Origin of the sequence: Deinococcus wulumuqiensis R12 (assembly GCF_011067105.1) — a bacterium.
Classification (GTDB): Bacteria; Deinococcota; Deinococci; order Deinococcales; family Deinococcaceae; genus Deinococcus; species Deinococcus wulumuqiensis.
Map to the genome: position 1 here is coordinate 985051 of NZ_CP049357.1, position 18235 is coordinate 1003285.

An 18235-nucleotide genomic window follows, 5' to 3' on the forward strand; every position below is an offset into this window, starting at 1 on the left:
GCCCTCGACTGCTCCAACAGTGCGGGGGCCTTATAATCTCAGTTTACCACGTCTAGAACTATGAATTTCGACGGCGACACTCGGCGTCAGCTTCATTTGCAAGCATTCTCAGAAGGCTTTTCGTATTCGGGCTAGCTGGCCCCGTAACTTGCTGACCATTCCAGTAGAAGGTCTGCGTGATCGAGACGTTGCCGGCCCCACGCATCGCGGCGGGCAGGTTGGCCCCGCCGACCGTGACGGAGGGCAGCTTGACCTTCTTGAGCTGTGCCTGGAGCTGGGCCATGAACTGCTGGCCCGCCTGCTGCCCGGCCTTCCCGGCCTGGGCGGGTAGGCCCTTGAACATGCCGCCGAGGTCCTGGCGCATCCGGGCGGCACTGGCCGCGACATCCTTCTCGGCCTGCGCCACCTGACCCGCGAGGTCGTCCACGCTTTTCTGGGCCTTGCCCGCTCCCTGAGCCACGCCTTGCAGCAGATCCCCCAGACCCTTTGTCCGGTCACTCAGCGCGTCCTGGGCGCCCTTGCGGGCAGCTTCGGCCTTGCCTTCGAGTTCCCGGACCCGGCGATCCGTCTCGGACACGAGGCGGTCGCGCTCGCGCTCCAGTGCCGTGGTGTCGAGGCCTGCATCTTTGGCCGCCTTGATCTGGGCGTCCAGGGCACGGGTCCGCGTGTCCGACTCGTTTTTGATACGGTCCCTTTCTTTCTCGAATTCCCTGGCACGGGCTTCACCCAGCGCGGCCAGGGCATCTTTCAGGCCGCCGTAGCTGTCTTGCAGGCGCTTGGTGGCTTCGGCAAGTTGGACGGCGTCGTACTTCCCCCCCTTGAGCAGCGTGTCGAGCGCATTTTTGGCCTGGTCGTAGGTGGATTGGTTGACTGTGATGGCCCCTTCCAGCAGGTTCTGGTCGCCCAGGTCCCTGCCGAAGCCGGAGAGCACGTCCTGCACACTCTTGATCGCGTCCCGCTGACGGTCGTACTCGGTGCGGAGGGCCTCGAGCTTGGCCTTCTGATCGCCCAGGGCCGCCACGAACTTGTCGAGCGCCTTGGTGGCGTCGTCGTAGTCGGCGGGGGTGAGCGACTGCTCACGAATCTGGCGCAGGTAGGGCAGCGCCTCGGCGTAGGCGTCCGAGAGTTTGCCGGTGGAGGCGGTCAGGTCCTCCTGGGCCTTCACGACGCCGGTGGTGCCGCCTCCGAGCAGGCCCTGAATCTCGCCGTAACGCTCCGAGAGCTGGCGCATTTTGTCCTGCTGCTCGGCCAGTTCCCGAGTGACGTCCTGCTGGGTCTTCAGGACGGTGGCCGCCGAGGTCTGGACGGCCCGCTGAGCGGTGGTGAGCTGCTCGGCGAGTTGGGTGCGTTCCTCCTCGGTCAGGTTCATCTTGTTGGCGTCCGCCAGGAGCCTCTGCAGCACGGCCACCTGCTGCTGGTGCGCCTGCCCGATCTGGGTCTCCAGGGCGAGGCGCTCGGACGCCGTCTCGGCGAGGGAGAGTTGGAAGTTGAGTTCGTCGATGCCCTTTTTGCCGTCTTCGACGGGCTTGAGGGCGGCTTTGACGTTGGCCTCGTGAATTCTCTGGGCGGCCTCCTGCTCGCGCTGTTCCCGTTCGGAGAGGCGTTGCAGCGCCTCCGAATGGGCTTTGGCCTCCAGGGTAGAAAGCTGCGTGCGGTACCGCTCCCAGATGCGCTGGCGGTCGCTGGCGCTCAGGTTGTCGGCGGACAGGGCCTGATCGCGTTCCAGGGCCAGTTGACGGCGCTGGGCGGCCACCGCTTCCCGGGCCTGGCGCTCGACGAGCTGCGCCCGTTGCTGGGCCACCTGGGCCTCGTAGCGGATGCGCTCCTGAGCGGTGCCCTTGAAGGCCGCGAGCTGGCGTCCCGCGTCGAGGTCGAACTGGGCCAGCGCCTCGCCGCGCTGGGCCTGGGCGAGGTTTTCCTGGTCCTGAAGCTGTTGCACGGCGATGTCGAGCAGCTTACGGGCGTGTTCGCGGGCCGCGTCCTGCTCGCCCTTACGAAAATTAGCGTTGATCTGACGGATGCGTTCGTTGCCCGCCGCGATGATCTCCGCCTGTTTTTTGGGCTGGTCAGCAGCGTCGCGCAGTTGCTGGGCCACATCGTCTCTCACCCCCTGAATGTCGAGTTTGCGCTGGGCAGCGCGTTTGGCTGAACCGTCCTGCATGGCGGCCACCTCGGCGGCCTGACGGCTGCGGAGGGTCTGAAGACTCAGGTCAGCGGCGGCGCGGGCATCCTCCACTTCGCGCTGCCGGTCCTCGGCGGCCCACTGGCGGCGCAGGTTGTTGAGTTCCTGCCGCCCCGCCTGGAGCCGGGCGGCCTGTGCGCGGGGGTCGCCCGCCAGCGCGTCGACCTCGTCCTGAATGGATTTCTGGAGGTCGCGGTAGTCGAGGCCCCGCTGGGCCGCCCGCTTCGCTGAGCCTTCCTGCATCCGGTTGATGCGGGCCTGTTCGGCATCGTGCTGGCCCTTGTCGAGGATGTCGCGCAGCCGCTTGGCCGACTCCTGGGCCAGTCGCGCCTCCTGGGCGTCGTACCGCTGATTGACAAGCAGCGCCGCCTGACGACCAGACTCTTCCAGGGCAGCCCGGAGACGCGGATCGGTGACCCCTTTCAGCGAGTCCTGGGTGCGCTGCGCGGCCTCGCGGAGTTCGAGGTCCCGAATGGCCTGACGCTTGGCGAGGCCATCCTGCATCGCCTCGATGCGGGCCCGCTCGCCGTCCAGTTGCATCTGCACCTGCACGTCACGCACCTTCTGGGCAGATTCCTGTGCCAGTCGGATTTCCTCAGCGCTGTACCGTTGCTGCACTCGCAGGGCGGCTTCCCGGCTCTGCTGCACCAAGGCGGCCCGCAGGGTGGGGTCGGACACTCCTTGCAAGGAGCGCTGGGTCTCGCTCTCGATGTGACGCAGCTCCAGGTCGCGCAGAGACTGACGCTTGGCGACGCCCTCCTGCATTGCATCCACGCGGGCCTTCTCAGTATCAAACTGGGCTTTTGTCAGCAGCTCACGACTTTTCTGAGCCGCCTCACGGGACAGGCGCAGTTCCTCGGCGTCGTACTGACGCTGAATGGTCAGAACCTCGATTCGGCCTGCCTCTTCCAGCTTGGCCCGCGCCTTGGGGTCCTTGACACCTTCCAGCGACCGGGCTGTGTCAGCCTGGGCCTGCCTGATTTCGAGGTCACGCAGCGCCTGGCGCTTAGCTAGGCCGTCCTGCATGGCCTCGATGCGCTGTCGCTCCCCGGCGAGCTGGGCCTTGGCAACAGCGTCTGTCCCTTTTTGCACCTCCTCAGCGGCTTTTTTGGCCTCATCAGCGGCCCATTTGCGGCGGGCGGCAGAAATCTCTTTCTGGCGGGCGGCTTCCAGTTCGGCCACGCCCTTCAGGTATTCGGTGTTGTTGAGGTTGCCGCCGAAGGCTTCCTTCAGGTCTTTACCCAGCTTTTTGTACTCGTTGCTGATTTTGGCGAGCTTGCTTTCCAGTTTGGGGGGCATGTCGGCGTCAAGCGCGTCCATCCGGCCTGCAATGGCGTTACGCAGGCTTTCAAGGGCTACCGACTGCCGCTGTACCACCTGGGGGTCAATCCCGGTGGCGTCGGTGGTGGTCTTCTCTGGGCTGCCCTTGGGGGCCGACTCGGCGCGGAGTTCCTTAACTTTTTCAAAGAGGCGCTCTACTTCTTTACCAGTTCTGGCAACTTCATCGGCGTCCACAGTGACAAGTCGCTCGCCCCAAATGGTCTTGCCCGTAACCTTGCCCTCCTGCGCTTTGCTACGAGCGTCCAAGGCTTCGAGGTAGTCGGCCTGGGCTTTGGCAAGCTCTGTTCCCTCAGCTCGAAGCGCCTGTACCCGCGCCATCAGCTTGTCGTGTGAATCTTGGTTGGCTTTGTCCACTCCCTCGTAAATCCGGCGAGTATCGCTGTAGATTTTGTTGACGGAAACCGCCAGCGCCGAGAGCCCCACGGCAATAACCCCGAACGGATTAGCCAGCGCCCAGGCCATAGAGGCTGCGGCTGCCCCCTGGATGCCTGCGGTGATGGCTGCCAGCCCGGCGATGATCTGCGGAGCCGTGAGTGCCAGCATGGCCGCTCCCAGCGGAATGACATAACCCAGCAGGGTGTTGGTGTTGTTCGCCATGTCGCGCAGGCTGGTCACGCCCCGGTCGAAGAACTCCACCGCTCGCGTGGCAGCAGGGAGGAACTTTTCGCCCAGCTCGATGCGCAGGGCCTCGAAATTGGCTTTCATCTTGTCAACGGAGCCCTGATAGGTCTCCAGTCGGGTTTTAGCGACTTCAGCTGCATTCCCTTGAGTCGCAATCTTGTCTGTGACATTAGCGATCTCTTCGCCGGTGGCTTGATACAGAATCTGCGCGGCGCGGATACCGTCCGTCCCGAACATATTTTTTAGGACGTTGTTGCGTTGCTGCTCGCTGAGGCCTGCCAGCCGTTCACGCAATTCCTGAAGCGTCTCGCCCAGGGGTCGGAAGTTGCCTGCCGCGTCGTAAGCGTTCAGGCCGATCTGAGCCATAGCCTTTGCTGCGGTGGTGCTAGGCGACTGGAGGCTGAGCAGCATGGTTTTGAAGGAGGTGCCTGCGTCATCCATGCGAGCAAAGCCGCCTTTTGCCAGCATTGCCATATAGCCAGACAACTGGGCGAAATTCAGCCCAGCAGACTTCGCCACAGGACCGACAGCAGCCAGAGCCCTCCCGAGCGCCTCCGCGTCCTGAGTGGTTTGGTTGGCAAACCCTGCGTAAATATTAGCGATCTGCGGAAGGTCTTTGGCCGCCATGCCGAACGCGGTCATGGCCGTCACTGCAAGTTCGCCCGCTTGGGCCGTGCTGATACCCGCTGCCGCAGCAAGATTTAGGGCAGATGCAAGCCCCCCACCCATGATGTCGGCGGTGCTCAGGCCCGCTTTGGACAGCGAGAGCATGGCGTCTGCGGCCTGACGCGCCCCGATGCCTAGTGGGATGCCGAAGTCCTTAGCGAACTCCGACATCTGGGCTAGCCCCTCAGCTGTCGGCTGGGTCAGGGCATTGATGTCGGCCATTTTCTGCTGAAACTCGGCGGCGGTGCGGAAGGACGCAGCCATGCCAGCGGTCAGGGCGGCCAATCCCCCGACGACCCCCATCAACAGGGGCGGCGTGTTGCCCAGGACGCCGTTGAGCTGGCTCATGCCGGGGACGTAGGTCATGAGCTGCTGGAGCGCGTTGCTGACGTTGCCGCTCAGCCCAGCGATATTCACGCCGCCCCGAATCGTGTTGGACTCGCGGGCGGTCTGGGCCAGCATCCGGTTGACCTGCCCGAGCTGCTGTTCGGTGAGCCTGCCAGCGGCGGCCATGCCCTGCAAGGCCACGCGAATCCGGATCAGGTCGCCCTCATAGGCCGCGATGGCGGCCCGGCGCTGGGCCAGGGTGGTCGCGGCGGCGGCAGCGGCGTCAAACTGCGCCCGTGCCCCGGACAACTCGGTACGGAGCTTGGTGATTTCGGCACTCTGAACGTTTCGCAGGCCCTGCACGGTCTGGGTCACGGCGCGGTCGAGGCGCTGGAACTCGGTGCTGCCTGCCGTCGCCCCGGCGGCCGCCACGCGCAGGGCCGATTGCAGTCCAGCCAACCGAGAAGCATAGGCCAAGGCGTCCACGTCGCCCCGCTTGTACTCGTTGTTGAGTAGCTGGAGCTGGCTCAACAGATTCTGGGCGTTGGCACTCAGGCCGCCCAGTGCTCCCCGGCCGCTGCTCGTGCCGCCGCCGCTGCCCAGTGCCCGCAGTTCGGCGATGAGGCGCGTCATCTCGGCAATTTGCGCGCTGATCTGGGTCTGGACGGCAGTCAGGCCACTGGTGTTGATGCCCACCACGCTGTTCAGAGTGGAACGCAGGCCCGCCACCGCCGCATTGACGCTGACCGGGTCAAAAGTGACCGTGAAGGGCAGATTCCGCCCGCCCACTGCCGCGTCGATCTGCTGTTTAGCTGCCTGGAGGCTGGTGCCCGACAGCTTGAGCGTCAGGGCCAGCGTGCCGTTTTTCTTGGCGTACTCGGCAACCTCGCTCACCAGATTTAATGCGTCCCTTACGCCCTTACGGAAGGGGGCAATGTTAAGGTCGGCTACCCCGGTAAGGGGTGGCAGGGTGGCTGATGTCATGTTGTAACCCTCCTGTCAGAACAGCGGAATAAGCTTGCTTTATGAGGAAATTGATGCTGTTGACCGTCCTAGCTGGTGCCAACGCCTTAGCGGTGCCTTTCAAAATCAACCCCTCAATCCATGCTGCCGCAGACGTAAAGATCTCGGACGTGGGAGCAGAATCGCTAAAGAGCTTCCATTACTCGACGATTGAGAACGCTTATCCCTATATCGGTAGAAAAACAGTTAAGGGTGCTATCACTGCTCAAATAATTAAGGACGCTTGCGGCATACAAGTGCGTAGTGGGCTAAAAACCCCTAGCGTGGCAAAGTTCGCAAGGATATCAGCCCCGATTTACTTTCAGGATGCAGGCACTTACAACGTTACAGGCTCAGTTGATTCCCAGAATAGCTACGGGGCCATGGTGCGCGGCGTGTTTTTTTGTACCAGTGCCTTCGAGGGCGATGGCAAGGGCGGCACGCTGTATACCAAGGCCGATATTCTCTTCAATAACTAGTACAGCCCCTATCACCTTTGCCCGTCGCCTCTCGGTAGACGGGCTTTTGGTGTAAGGCTGCACGCATGTGGCAACGCCTCTGTCTTAGAGAAAGCCCTCCGACAAGGCGGAGGGCCGAGAAGCAAGAGTGATGGCTGTCAGGGCGTGAACCGTTCGGTAGGGGGCGGGAACCTTTCGGGCCTCCACTCCCAAGGCAGCTTCTTACCCTTGCTCAGGTTGCAATCCGCGCACGCAATAACGATGTTGTCTGGGTGGTTTGTGCCGCCCCGCGCTACGGGGATGAAGTGGTCGGCGTGCCATGCCCGGGAGGCGTTTTTAACCACATCGCCGCAATAGAAGCACTTAAAGTCTTGCGCGATGAGAATGCGCTTGAGGTCGCTCCCCGTGTACTCACCCTCAACCTGAAGACGCCGAGCACGGCTGCGGGCATTCTGTTCACGAATTTTTTCTGGGTTCCGCCTGTTGTAGTCGCGCTGACGCTGAAGAAGGACCTCCCTATTGCTCTTGAACCTTTCGCGCTGCATACGCCTAAGCTCCTCGCCTTTTGCGGGGTCAAGCCTTCTCTGCCTCTCGCGCTCCCTGGCCTTGCGGTTGCGTTCCTCGGTCGACTGGGCAGGCTTTCGCTCTGGGACACCAGCATCCCTACGAGCTTGGGCCTGCTGCGCGAGATTCTTCTCCCTGTTTTTTGCCCACAGCGCTGCCCTGTAGGCGCTCTCGCAGGCCTTGCACATATGCAGCCAACCATCTTCTGATCGAGTAGACCGCCCGAAGAACTCTGTCGTTTTCGGTCTAATGGCCTTGCAGTCCCCGCAACGCTTCAGCCCCTTTTCTGCCAAGACAAGCTTCTCTTTGCGGGCGACTTTTCTGGGCCCGCTTTTGGCCGCCTTACGCGCCTTGTCTTGCTTTGCCCGGCAAGCTTTACAGCTGCCAGACGGCCTACCTCTGTTCAGATAAAACTCACTGTGCGCCTTTTCTTCTCCGCACGAGCAACACCGCTTCATTTCCATTTCTTCACCTCCAATGCCCCCCGAAGGGGCGTGATCTCAGTCTCTTCCGCAGCCTTCCTCAAAGAGGGCAGGCCTGAACTCCCAAGGCATCTTGTCGCCCTTCGCTTTGTTGCACCCCCGGCAGGAAATCACGATGTTGCTGGCCCAGTTGCTCCCGCCTCGGCTGAGGGGGATGAAGTGGTCCACCTGCCACTTGTTCGGGCCATCGAAGTCCAACGGTTGCCTGCAGTAATGGCAGCAGGCGTCTTGCTTATCAATGCGAGCTTCAATGTCAGCGGTATCGAAAACGCCCTTGGCCTTGACCTTGCGGGCGCGGCTGCGGTTTTGTCGGCGTCGTCTGTCGTCGGTCACGTAGCTGGTCATTCTTGATTTCACCCCCATGAGACCCACCCGAAAGCGGGCCTCTGGTCAATCACTCAGGCTGCGCAGAGGAAGGATCGAACTCCCTCCCGAGATGTCGATTCGCTTTCAATCTCGCGCCCGACTCCAGCAAGAGCGTCCGAGAGAAGCTGAATTCCAGGTACGCTCCCCCAAGTGGCAAGCCAATCGCGCCCAATCTGCTCTATCTGAGCCTTGAGTTGCCGCGCGGCAGACTCCCAAAGGGCATGGCGCTGAGCGCAGGCTGGGCAAAGCTGGCTTTCCGTGCCATTCGTATGGATGTACCGTGTGGCATCTCGCGACAGGCAACCCTCACAAGAGGTTTCGCTACCCATCAGGGCAAAGGGTTTGCGGGGGGCCTCCTTGATCGCCACACCCTGCTCTCGCAGGAATTGACGGCTGACGACGCCATCTTTCGTTTTCCAGCACTTCTTGCCTTTCTGCCACTTGAAGCCAGCATTGCGTGCGAGGGCATAAAGGTTAGGGCCGAGGTGCGAGGGGGCGTGCCAGAAAAGGTAGCCGCCCTTGGCTTCTGCGGTGGAGGTGGTCATGCTTCGACCACCTCCACCAGCGTGCCACCGCAGATTTCGCCGTCGTAGTGGTCCATGTCGGGGTGAGCGGCGTTGCACACGCGGTCAAGCATGTGCAGGTTGCGGTGGATGTAGCCGCAGTCGCAGCAGCGGAGGGCGGTGACGCCACGTTTCTGGGCGTCTTCAATGAGGGCGAAGATTCTCGGCCGGGGGGCCGGGCGGAACTCTTTCGGGGTGATGCGCGTAGACTCCATGTGAAGCCTCCTAAATAGGTTTCCCAAAAAGGCCCGGCCCGCCGTCCAAAGTAGGTGGGCCTTTTTGGTAATGGCATTATTACACCTATGGTTGAAATAGTCAATCTATGGGTGTAACATGGAGGCATGGAAGCTATGCGGAGTTCGGCGGCAACTCACTACACTGGCGGAATGGTCAAGTGGCGCGTTGGACAGTTTCTGGAGCAGAACGGTATCACTCCCTACAAGCTTTCTGAGAAGACAAGAGGGCGGATCAGTCGGAACACCATCTATGAGATCGCACGTGCTGATACGAAGCAAGTCAAGCTAGAAACGCTCGACACATTGATTTCGACTCTCCGCGTTATGACCGGAAAAAGCGTGCAGATCACCGACTTGCTTGAGTACGTCGCAGACGAATAAAATACCTCGTTCTACTACCTTTGAGGCAAATCTATGCCCCCTTGTCTTTCGGCAAGGGGGCAATCAAGGTTTGACTTTCGTAAGTCTACAATCCGATGCTTTTTTTAAGGTCTTCTATTTGCGAGTTCCTTTCGTCTCTCTTTGCATACAATACTGCCGACAATCTGCTTGCCACTTTCACGCTCGGATCTCCTGGTATGGCAAACACCTGTCTTCCTGAATTGGCAATAAGATATCCAATATACCAATAATACTCTTCTGCACTAATTTTAGAAATCTTTAAACCGGAATTCTCTCCGGTTGATCCGTGAATCTTCAGCAAAATTTCGCTATTAATTGCAAAATAGAATGTAGTTTCCTTCCACTTAATCATCCCATCAGGACCTTGATCAATCAAGCGTTGTAGGCCACCGACCTCAGGCTTCACAACGATTGGGTGATCAGATGTTGGCAGGCGCAATCCCGTGTGACACCTCAATACCTCCCATTTTTTTCCCAGCAGGGACTGAACCATCTCGTTATCTTCTCTAAAGGAAGTAGATATACCATAGATCTGCAATGAAGCTTGATCAATTGTCTTCCCTTTTATTTCTATAGGATCAAAATTCTTTCTTGCCTGCTCTGTTCTGACAAATTGCAGAAATAGGTATTTCGCAAGCAGTTGTTTGTCAAATACGTCTGGGTGTGTATTATCCTTCACGCTTTTTATAAATCTTCGAAATGATTGAGCGTATAGTGGCTCTATCATAGATAACATGTTCTCGACGGGTTGATCTCCCCATTCTTTGAGGTGTTCATCAAGTATGGAGGAGTAAAAGTATCTGCGTTGAGCAACCTTTGAGACAGGATTCGGGAAAACCTTCCCATCTGGCATTACAACGGCCAGCCTATTATTTTTATCCGCAAAATATTTTAAGTAAAATTGGGGAACAAAATGTTGATGCTTTTTGGGATTCGACATGGAGCCATTCTATCGCCTCTACATGCTGGCCTTGTCGCTGTAGCTTTACGCCCCCCCTCAAAGCACCATCCCACAACTGTCCACCTCGGTAGACACCTCTCGCTTCCCGGCAAAAGTCTCGTTCGGGTAGAGCATCGCCATGGTGAAAGCTATAGCCCAAGCTTTTTGCAGCGCGAGGAGCATGGTGGAGTTGCCACGACTAGAGCCGAAGGGGCGCTCCGAAGGGTCAACGGCGCCATCCCAAACGGAAGCCTCATAACGGCGGCCATGGGCAAAGTTGTGGCTTTTGATCTTCCACGACCAACCGTCTGCTTCCAGTTTGTCCATCATCTCCTGAAGGGTGAAGTGCTCGACGTGACAGCGTATGTTGCGGCTGAGGCGTTCAAACTTTCTGGCTTTGGTCCAGTGCATGACTTACCTCCTTGAGCAGGTTTTTTGGCACAAGAGCCTCAAAGGAGCGAGTTCCTACTTTCGCAGGGCCTATAAGCAGAACAAGTAGGTCTTAGGCGGCTTGGGCCTTCAGCTCGTTGCTGTGCCGAAGGAGTAGTCACCCCCCCTTCACCACCTTTCGCACTTCTTTTGCAAACAAATCTTGCAGCCGCTTCGCCGCATATGCTTGCCCGCTGACAAGTACAGGCCCAGCAACCCACCACTGCTGCCCGCTGCGCCCCAGGGTCAGTGGGTCATTTATTGCGCCTGCTAGCGCCAGAGCTTGAAGCTGAGCGACGGGGACGCCGGGGCGCCCAAACTCTATGTACAGGGCATAGGGGCTGTCGCTTTTGACCGTGATCGCGGCAGCGTTTTTTGTCGCCTTACCTTTGGCGCTGAGACTCCGCAAGTACTCGCCGGTCCGTTTCCGTGCCCCGGGGGCCGTGCTGTAAATATTCCCCTGAGCGGCGACAAATAACATCCCCTGGCTTTCAGATGTAGCCGTCTCGGCAATTTGAGGCAACGAATCGCACGCCTTCTCCAGCTTGACCAATGCATCCGTAAGTTTTCGCGCGTCTAACATGTCTTACCCCTTCATGGCCTGGAACAGCTTGTGGAAGGCGGCGTCCTGCTCCGCGTCAAGGCGGCGCTCAATGGCCTCCGGGGTATGCGCCCAGGGCCGCGCCAACCGGTCGAGCTGTTCCTCGTGCCGGAGCAGCGGCCCCAGGTCCCAGTGCCCGGCGTCGGGGTCGGCCTTTTCCTTGCGGCCCGGCACCCACTGGCGTCCCAGCTTCATGCCGTCGGCAATGCGCCCGTCCTGCACCCGCGCGAGCCGCAGCGCCGCTTCACGTTCTCCGGCGATCTCGGCGGCCCGCAGGAGCAGGCGGTAAGGCTGCTGGATCAGCTGCGGGTAGGCCGTGACGCCGAAGACCCGGATCACGAACTCGTCAACGGTGGCGTCTGGGGGGCTGTCGTCAACTGGCCCTGGACCAGTTGCGTCACCCGCGCCAGCCGCTGGGCCGCCCGCTGCTCCAGGGCCTTCAGTTTTCCCTCGCTCGCCTCGATGTCGTTGAGCTGCCACATGGCGTCGAGCAGCAGCAGCCGGTCGTGCCAGTTGAGGTTTCTCGGCAGCGTGCAGCCGTCGAGGCTGGCCTGCACCAGCCGCCAGTAGGCGGGCCACAGCTCACGCTCGATGTCCTCGCGCCGAAAGTCCTGCCAGTGCTCGCGCAACGCGGCGAGGGTGGCGGTGATTTTAAGCAGGTCGATCAAATAGGCGTCGGCCACGTGGGCGCCCCAGGCCCGCAGGGTCACCGCGCCGGTGCTGAGGTCGACGATTTCACGAATGGGGAGCACGGGGACCTCTACCCGACCGAACCAGGGCAATGATTCGGGTGATGGGATGCCCGGAGCAGGCCAGCGCGACAACTTGTTGCAGCGTCTTGTCGCTGGCGTTAGGCATTTGCTCCAGCAGCCACTCGGCCTGTGCCTCGCTCAACGGAGTACGCATCACCAAATCACGAATACGGGAATTGGACATTCAGCCCTCCAACTAAAAGAAGATTCTTTTGTTAAAAAATGGGCCGCACCGTTATCTCGGGCGGCCCAATGAGGCTAGGCCTGGGCAGGCGTGGCGTCGGGCAGCGCTTCCGCATCCAGCGCCGTGAGCAGCGCGTCGAGCCCAGCATCAGTAGGGGCCTCGAACATCACGCCGTACTGACCGATGGCCGTGACCATTCCGGCGAACGCCTCAGCAGGCTTGTAGCGGTAGGCCTGCACGCTGCCCACGAAGTTCAGCGTCTCACTGTTCGCGTCGCCGTCCGCCGTGCCGTTGGCCGACAGCTCGAAGCGCGGGTGCCAGATGACCGTGTGAGGACCGTTGGGCCGCTTCTTGACGAACACAAAGCGGCCCACGACGGCGGCCTCGGGGTTGATCTGGTATGCCCGCACGCCCGCCAGCGTCTCGCCAGTTGCAATGACGGCGCCCGCGCCAGCGTGCAGCGCCCGCACCTGAGCGTCGGGGGTCAGAACGGGGATTTCATATCCGATGGTGGAGTTGGCGATCACGCTGGCGATACGCACGCTGGCGCCCGATTCACGCCCAGCGGCCAGCAGATCTTCGCGGTTGACCTCGATGTTGGGGCTGATGCGGGTGCCCTCGGGAAAATAGCCGAGGTCGAGGAACCCGTTGCCTGTCGCCAGGCCCTCGGGGGTGATGGGGTCGAAGTAGATGATCTGGCCGCTGCCACGGGCATTGGCAGCGTCCAGAGCGGTGTTGGTGTTCGCAACAGTGAGCATGATGACTCCTTAGGCCAGGCGCCCGCCGACGTGCAGCGGCTGCAGCACGGCGCGGGCCTGCCAGACGAGAGGCGAGGTGAGGGCGAGGGGCTGGGGCAAGCCGGGCGTGACCTCGCTGTAGAGGCCAGGGTCCCGGCCCGGAATGCCGATAAGGGTGCGGCTGACCCAGTCCATAAGGAACTGGCACCCATCCTGCGTAGGGGTGGTGCAGGCCACGGCGACCCAGAACACTCGCAAAGGGCCAGCAGAGCGGATGGCCTGGGCAAATTCCACCTGCACGTATCCCTGCGGATGCTGGTGCAGGTAGGTCCCGAGGCCGCGCTCGCCGCCGCCCACCACTGGGCGGCCCTGGGCGTCTACCGGCGCGGCGTCCAGCGGCTCACGCTGCTGCTCGGGCAACAGAATCGGCACCGAGGCGGGAAGGACCGCCCGCAGGCGATCATGAATGTCCTGGGCGATCATGAAATACGCTGAGCTGTCACTTCCACTTTCCAGTTCACCAGAGAGTTTTTATCTTGTGTAGATAAAAAGCTCTTTTCGATCACCACGAGGCGTTGAACGGCAAATGCCTGACCGTCGTACGACACCTGTTGAACACGGAAAAGGGCGGCAAGCTCGTCAGCGCTCGCGCCGACAATATGCGCTGTCAGCTCGCCTATTTTCGGCCAGTATTCGTAAATTTGGTCAATTGTCAGCATGAGGTCTCCTATGGCCTCCGCAGCACGCAGGTGCCGACGCGCAGGCCGGTGAAGTCGGATTCCTGGGACCAGTCCAGCACTTCGAGGGTGCCGTCGTCCCAGGGGAGCGTGGCGCCGGGGAACGGCAGGTCGTCGTCAGGGTGCGTCTTCAGCAGCCGGAGGTCGGTGTACACCAGCCCGCGCGTCCCCGCGAAGGCTTGCAGTCGGGCCAACTCGTCGGGCTTGGCTTTTGCTGGGTCCTGCACGCTGAAGCGGCACGGCCAGCGGTGGGGGCCGAGCGTGAACTCGCCCTGGTGCCGGAACATCACCCCCTGGTACTCGCGGACGGTGGCCTGCGCCTCGGCGCGGTAGGCGCGGAATTCGGGGTCGTCGGTGAGACTCATCCGATGCCCCACGGAACAAGTTCAGGCGAGGGGTTAGCAGGGCCAGTCGCGGCCGCCGGGCCAGCGCCCTCGGCTTCTGCGGCAGCAAGCCAGCTACGCACCACTTCAATTCGGCCCAGAATGTCGCGCTCGACCGTGATCTCGCCTTCTGCGCGGAATTTATCTGCCTGAGCAACCAGACGCGTGACCCAGGCCCGCAACGCGAGCGCCCGCAGGCCAGCTTCCCGCCGCTCGACAGGCCGAGCTTCCACAGCGCGCTCCCAGAGCGTGAGGCGCTGCGCATAGCCTTCTGCTGTCAGCCCCAGGGCGTCTGCCGTCAGCCCGTAATGGGCCTCAAGCAGTTCTGCCGCAGTAAGGTCGGGTTGCTCTGCCAGCGTCATCCCGATCAGCCCCCGTTGGGTTCAACCGGCAACGTGGCAGGCGCCCATTCCCGCAGCGTGTCGAGCGTCCCCTGGGCCACGTTGGGCAGGTCAAGCAGCTCCTTGTCGCTCAAGCGAGAAACCAGGGCCTTGCCGACAAACCCATGCTCAAGCAGCGTTTTGCGGGCCTGCGCCGTGATCTTGCCCGGCAGCAGTTCGCCTACCGACGAGCGGTACTCGGCCAGCGCCTGAGCATCTTCGGGTTTCGTGGCGTTCGCCTGAGCTGCCGTCAGATCGGCCTCGGCCACCTGAAGCTGCTGCGTCAGTTGCCCCACCTGGCTCTGGCCTTCACGGACCGCCGTAAGCAGGTCGTCGGGCGTCTTGGCGTCCGGGTAAAGCTGCCCAAGCTGCTGCGCGAAGGTCCGGGCGCTGCTGACTTTCTGCAGGTCCTCGGCGCTGGGCACCTTCGCTTGTAGGGCGGTCACGGCTGCCCTGACGCCCTCGGTCGTCGTCACGCCGGGGAACAGGGCGTAGATGCTCTGCAACTCGCCCTGCGACGCTTCCGCCGCTTCCTGAATGCGTGCCGCTTCAGGGTTCAGGCGGGCACGGTAGACCTGCTCGGTCACCAGATAGCCCTTGGCTTCCAGCTTCTCGGCCACCTTCTCGTCGAGCTTGCTGGTGTCGAAGACCTCGCCCACACCCCGCTGCCACTGAAGGCCGTCGAAAAAGGGCATGGCGAGGACAAGTTTCTTGCTTGCGGTCACAGGTTCCTCCCGGGCCGGGGGAAAGGCTCCGGCCCAGTGTCAGTCACGAGAGATTCAGGTCAGGAGGCCTGGGCGATGCGGATGGCGGTCTTGTCCGCCACCGTCGCGCCATGCACGTCGCCCACCTTCACGGCGAAGGTGTGGTTCTCGAACGCGCCGTGGTTGAGTTCCACCACATCGGGCGCCTTGGTGTAGGTCTTGGGACCGCTCTGGAACCCTTCGAGGTAGCTGATTTCCAGCGGGCGGGCGCCCCGGTCAAGGGCCACCCAGTCTTTCGGGCTGAGTTCGGCGTACCCGGCAGCCGGGTCGTTGTAGCGGGGGTTGCCTTCAGGACCCGCCGCGAAGATTTCGGCCATGAGCGGCTCGCTGTGGGGCGTGGCCGCCTTGTAGACCGGGTTGGTGGTGGGCTGGCCGACTGCCGGGCCAGAGCCGCCGCCGGTGTAGCCGAGCTGCTGGCTGTTGAGAACCACGCTGGCGAGCGAACTCCACGTCGCGGGGAGGTAGAGATCGGTCAGGGTCCGGGCCACGAAGCGCCCGTCCACGGTCTGCTCGGCCATGTCGGCCTGGATCGCCAGGATGTTCTGGATGGTCGGCCCGAGTTCACCGTCAAGCAGCGGCACGCGCGGCACCATGCGGGCAATGGCGTCAATGACGCTCCAGGCACGGGTGCGGGCGGCCGCTTCCCCGAGTTCTTCCATCGCGTCCACGAACTCGCCGATTTCGTCGTTGACGTACATTTCCCAGGTGTAGGCAATCGCCAGCTCGTAGTTCGCCACCGAGTAGAAGTCGCCCTGCCCGATGAAGCCGGTGTACAGCACGTTGGTGGCCTCGGGCCGCAGCGCCAGAAAGCGGTGCAGCAGGTTGGTCGCGCCACGTGCCTTGATGGGCTTGAAGTTGGCCACGGTGCGGGTGCGGGCCACCTTGAGCAGTTCGCTTTCATACGGCGCGTAGCCGGGCTTCTGGGCCGCGTCGCGGGTGTAGGCCAGCGCCAGAGCGAAGTCGCTGGTGGTCAGCGTCTCGGTCTGCCGGTGCGCCCAGCGAACGCCGGTGATGTCGTCGAGCAGGGCGTCCTGGGCGGCCAGCGCCATGTCCCAGCCCTCGCGGTTGCTGATGCGCTGCTCACGGCTCTTTTCGAGGTTCTGGTCGAGCAGGTCCTTGAAGTAGCCCTTGTGGAAGGCCTGGATGCCCGCTTCGAGAATGGTCATCATGGTGAGCTTGTCGGCGAGGTGCTCGGGGATGTAGCCACGGATGGCGGCCTCGCGGAAGCCCATGCGGAGTTTGGAAACCTGGGACATCGTGTCCTCCTGGGGAGTGGGGGCGAAAAGGACAGGCGAAACCCGCCCGCACATGGGGCGCAGGCGGGGCGAGAAGGCTTTACTGGCTGGCGCGCAGGGCGAGCTTGCCGTTCACTTTCCAGCCGACGAACACGCCGCCAGCGGCTTCGCTGAAGGTGCCGTCGGGCTGCTTGTAGACCTTGCCGCCCTCGGCGACGCTGGCGGCGATCTTGACGCTCAGCACCAGCTGCACCCCGGCGAGGTAGCAGCTGGCCTGCCCAGCGCGCAGACCCTGCGGGGTGATCTTGGCCGGGTTCTTCAGGTCGTCGGCGCTGACGCGGCCAGTCACGGGAACGACGACCAGCCCGCCGTCGCCGTAGGTGGCGGGAATGCCTTCCTGCGTGCCTTCAGGCATGTTGAGGGGGAGGGTGATGCCCTGATCGGGCGAGCCATGAGCGCGGGTTTTCACGGTGGGCACCTCGTGCGGAGTGGGGGCGAAGAGAAAAGCGCCCTGGTCCAGGCGGACCCCGGGCGCGGTGGGTGCGGCGCTCACTTCAGGTTGAGAAAGCCCCGCGCACTGGCGACGGGGTTATGGCCTTCGAGCTGGCGGCTGGGGGCGCTGTTGTTGCCGGTGGGCAGGCTGACGCCCCCGGCCCGCTGAGAAGCACTTTCCTGGGGACGCTGGCCGCGCTGCTGGGCCGCACCCATCAGGGCCGCCCGTTCGCCGATCATCTGCTCCACCAGGGCCTTGGCTTCGGCGTCGTCCCGAGCGGTCACCGAGGCGTTAATCAGCTGCTCGCGGAAGCGGGCGTCAAGGTCGAGTTCGCCGACCTTCGGGGCGCGCGGCAGCTGCGCGGCTTCCAGGGCAGTGATGGCGATGTTGGTGCGGCGCTCGACCTGCTTTTCCTGCCGCTCGCGCTGGAGTTCGGTGGTCAGGCCCAGCACCGTGTTTTCCAGCGTGCTTTCCGCTTGGCTGGCAGGGACTTGGGGTGCGGGTACGGGCGGGCTGCTGGGCGCAGAGTTCGCAGGGGCGGGCGCAGGGGTCGGCGCGGGGTTGGTGGGGGGCGTATTCGGCCCCTGCGCCACTTCTTCGGCGATGGCGACCATGGCGGCGGTGTACTCGGCCTGGTGCTGCGCCTTGATCTGCTCCAGGGTGAGGCCGGAGAACTTCTCCAGCAGGGCCTTGAGTTTCGGGTGCATGGTGCCCTCCTTTGGGCGGTGGGTTTCCTTCTGCCGGGCAGTGCCCGACAGGTCGGAAGGGTCGGAGACGGCGTCGATGGTCAGCAGCCGGAAGTCCGGCTGAATGACGGCGATGAGTTCTTCGGGGTCTACCGGATCGGTCAGCCCTGGAATCTCCTTGGCCGGCAGATACTGGCCGCTGCCGGTGCCATTGCTGCTGATGCCCACGGCCACTTTCTTTTTCAGCAGCGCCCGCATGGTCTGCCCGGCGGCGTGGTCGTCGATCAGGACGCCAGTGGCCTTCACGGTGTCCCCGTCGAGCCAGAGCTTTTCGTAGATCACCCAGATGGCTTCCAGGCGACCCTTGAGGGGGTCCCAGTCGTCCCAGCCGTCTTTGGGGTGTTCGAGCAGGCCCCAGAACTTCCCGGCGGCGATGTCGTCCTGGGCCGCAGCGATGGCCCCGGCCCACACCTCGCGCGAGTAGTAGCGGCGGTTGCGGTTCACGCGGCCTGCGGTGGCGACGGTCACGTCCACCAGGGTCACGGTCTCGCCGCCGCGCTTTTCCTCGCGGAGGCTGGCGTTGCCCCGGTCGGGGCCGAGGTGCTCGGTCAGGCGCATGCCGTGCTCGGTGGTCACGCTTTCGCGCAGCAGCAAGCGGCTCAGGGACGTGGTGCAGGGCGAACGGTTCATCTGTGGCATAACGC

Annotated in this window: 21 protein-coding genes; 2 read left to right on the forward strand and 19 right to left on the reverse strand. The window is 62.4% G+C overall.

Annotated elements, in window-relative coordinates:
- Positions 1-58: 58 nt before the first annotated feature.
- Positions 59-6121: a phage tail tape measure protein gene (locus G6R31_RS04915; RefSeq protein WP_081608174.1), complete on the reverse strand. Its 6063-nt coding sequence runs from the start codon at positions 6119-6121 to the stop codon at positions 59-61.
- A 53-nt stretch (positions 6122-6174) separates the two neighbouring features.
- Here G6R31_RS04915 and G6R31_RS04920 point away from each other — a divergent pair, with 53 nt between their 5' ends.
- Positions 6175-6618 carry a hypothetical protein gene (locus tag G6R31_RS04920; RefSeq protein ID WP_152423432.1) on the forward strand — a complete coding sequence of 148 codons (444 nt, stop codon included), beginning with the start codon at positions 6175-6177 and terminating at the stop codon, positions 6616-6618.
- A 137-nt stretch (positions 6619-6755) separates the two neighbouring features.
- Here G6R31_RS04920 and G6R31_RS16765 read toward each other — a convergent pair whose 3' ends face one another.
- From G6R31_RS16765 to G6R31_RS04940, 4 genes are read right to left on the reverse strand one after another with little or no spacing between them, the layout of a single operon-like run.
- Positions 6756-7625, reverse strand: a complete 870-nt coding sequence (locus tag G6R31_RS16765) for an HNH endonuclease (protein ID WP_040383953.1) — start codon at positions 7623-7625, stop codon at positions 6756-6758.
- Between the two features lie 36 nt (positions 7626-7661).
- The gene (locus tag G6R31_RS04930; protein WP_017869184.1) at positions 7662-7988 is read right to left on the reverse strand and encodes an HNH endonuclease; all 327 of its coding nucleotides are present in this window, start codon (positions 7986-7988) and stop codon (positions 7662-7664) included.
- Positions 7989-8041: 53 nt separating this feature from the next.
- Positions 8042-8554 carry a hypothetical protein gene (locus G6R31_RS04935; protein WP_017869185.1) on the reverse strand — a complete coding sequence of 171 codons (513 nt, stop codon included), beginning with the start codon at positions 8552-8554 and terminating at the stop codon, positions 8042-8044.
- Positions 8551-8787: a hypothetical protein gene (locus tag G6R31_RS04940; RefSeq protein ID WP_017869186.1), complete on the reverse strand. Its 237-nt coding sequence runs from the start codon at positions 8785-8787 to the stop codon at positions 8551-8553. The genes G6R31_RS04935 and G6R31_RS04940 overlap by 4 nt, the downstream gene beginning before the upstream one ends.
- Positions 8788-8958: 171 nt before the next feature.
- Here G6R31_RS04940 and G6R31_RS04945 point away from each other — a divergent pair, with 171 nt between their 5' ends.
- Positions 8959-9189, forward strand: a complete 231-nt coding sequence (locus tag G6R31_RS04945) for a helix-turn-helix domain-containing protein (protein WP_017869187.1) — start codon at positions 8959-8961, stop codon at positions 9187-9189.
- An 85-nt stretch (positions 9190-9274) separates the two neighbouring features.
- Here G6R31_RS04945 and G6R31_RS04950 read toward each other — a convergent pair whose 3' ends face one another.
- The 14 genes from G6R31_RS04950 to G6R31_RS05015 all read right to left on the reverse strand — a co-directional run bounded on the left by G6R31_RS04950 (position 9275) and on the right by G6R31_RS05015 (position 18230).
- Positions 9275-10150 carry a DUF4238 domain-containing protein gene (locus G6R31_RS04950; RefSeq protein WP_081608176.1) on the reverse strand — a complete coding sequence of 292 codons (876 nt, stop codon included), beginning with the start codon at positions 10148-10150 and terminating at the stop codon, positions 9275-9277.
- Between the two features lie 57 nt (positions 10151-10207).
- Positions 10208-10561, reverse strand: a complete 354-nt coding sequence (locus tag G6R31_RS04955; RefSeq protein WP_017869188.1) for a hypothetical protein — start codon at positions 10559-10561, stop codon at positions 10208-10210.
- A 136-nt stretch (positions 10562-10697) separates the two neighbouring features.
- Positions 10698-11162: an HK97 gp10 family phage protein gene (locus tag G6R31_RS04960; RefSeq protein WP_017869190.1), complete on the reverse strand. Its 465-nt coding sequence runs from the start codon at positions 11160-11162 to the stop codon at positions 10698-10700.
- A 3-nt stretch (positions 11163-11165) separates the two neighbouring features.
- Positions 11166-11519, reverse strand: coding sequence for a hypothetical protein (locus G6R31_RS04965; RefSeq protein ID WP_017869191.1), 354 nt, complete (start codon positions 11517-11519; stop codon positions 11166-11168).
- Complete coding sequence (locus tag G6R31_RS04970) at positions 11516-11932, reverse strand: hypothetical protein (protein ID WP_017869192.1); 417 nt, start codon at positions 11930-11932, stop codon at positions 11516-11518. Before G6R31_RS04970 ends, G6R31_RS04965 begins: the two co-directional genes overlap by 4 nt.
- Positions 11933-12190: 258 nt before the next feature.
- The gene (locus tag G6R31_RS04975) at positions 12191-12874 is read right to left on the reverse strand and encodes a hypothetical protein (protein WP_017869193.1); all 684 of its coding nucleotides are present in this window, start codon (positions 12872-12874) and stop codon (positions 12191-12193) included.
- Positions 12875-12883: 9 nt separating this feature from the next.
- A complete protein-coding gene (locus G6R31_RS04980) occupies positions 12884-13336 on the reverse strand; it encodes a hypothetical protein (protein ID WP_017869194.1) in 453 nt (150 codons plus the stop codon).
- Positions 13333-13572, reverse strand: a complete 240-nt coding sequence (locus G6R31_RS04985) for a hypothetical protein (protein ID WP_017869195.1) — start codon at positions 13570-13572, stop codon at positions 13333-13335. Before G6R31_RS04985 ends, G6R31_RS04980 begins: the two co-directional genes overlap by 4 nt.
- 8 nt (positions 13573-13580) lie before the next feature.
- Complete coding sequence (locus G6R31_RS04990) at positions 13581-13955, reverse strand: hypothetical protein (protein WP_017869196.1); 375 nt, start codon at positions 13953-13955, stop codon at positions 13581-13583.
- A complete protein-coding gene (locus G6R31_RS04995; RefSeq protein WP_017869197.1) occupies positions 13952-14335 on the reverse strand; it encodes a hypothetical protein in 384 nt (127 codons plus the stop codon). Before G6R31_RS04995 ends, G6R31_RS04990 begins: the two co-directional genes overlap by 4 nt.
- 5 nt (positions 14336-14340) lie before the next feature.
- The gene (locus G6R31_RS05000; protein ID WP_152423433.1) at positions 14341-15078 is read right to left on the reverse strand and encodes a hypothetical protein; all 738 of its coding nucleotides are present in this window, start codon (positions 15076-15078) and stop codon (positions 14341-14343) included.
- Positions 15079-15137: 59 nt separating this feature from the next.
- On the reverse strand, positions 15138-16373 hold the full coding sequence (locus G6R31_RS05005; protein WP_017869199.1) for a phage major capsid protein: 1236 nt from the start codon (positions 16371-16373) through the stop codon (positions 15138-15140).
- A gap of 79 nt (positions 16374-16452) precedes the next feature.
- Entirely contained in the window at positions 16453-16905 is a 453-nt protein-coding gene (locus G6R31_RS05010) for a hypothetical protein (RefSeq protein ID WP_017869200.1), read from the reverse strand.
- Positions 16902-18230 (reverse strand): hypothetical protein, encoded by a 1329-nt coding sequence (locus G6R31_RS05015; RefSeq protein ID WP_017869201.1) that lies wholly within the window; start codon positions 18228-18230, stop codon positions 16902-16904. Before G6R31_RS05015 ends, G6R31_RS05010 begins: the two co-directional genes overlap by 4 nt.
- Positions 18231-18235 lie beyond the last annotated feature (5 nt).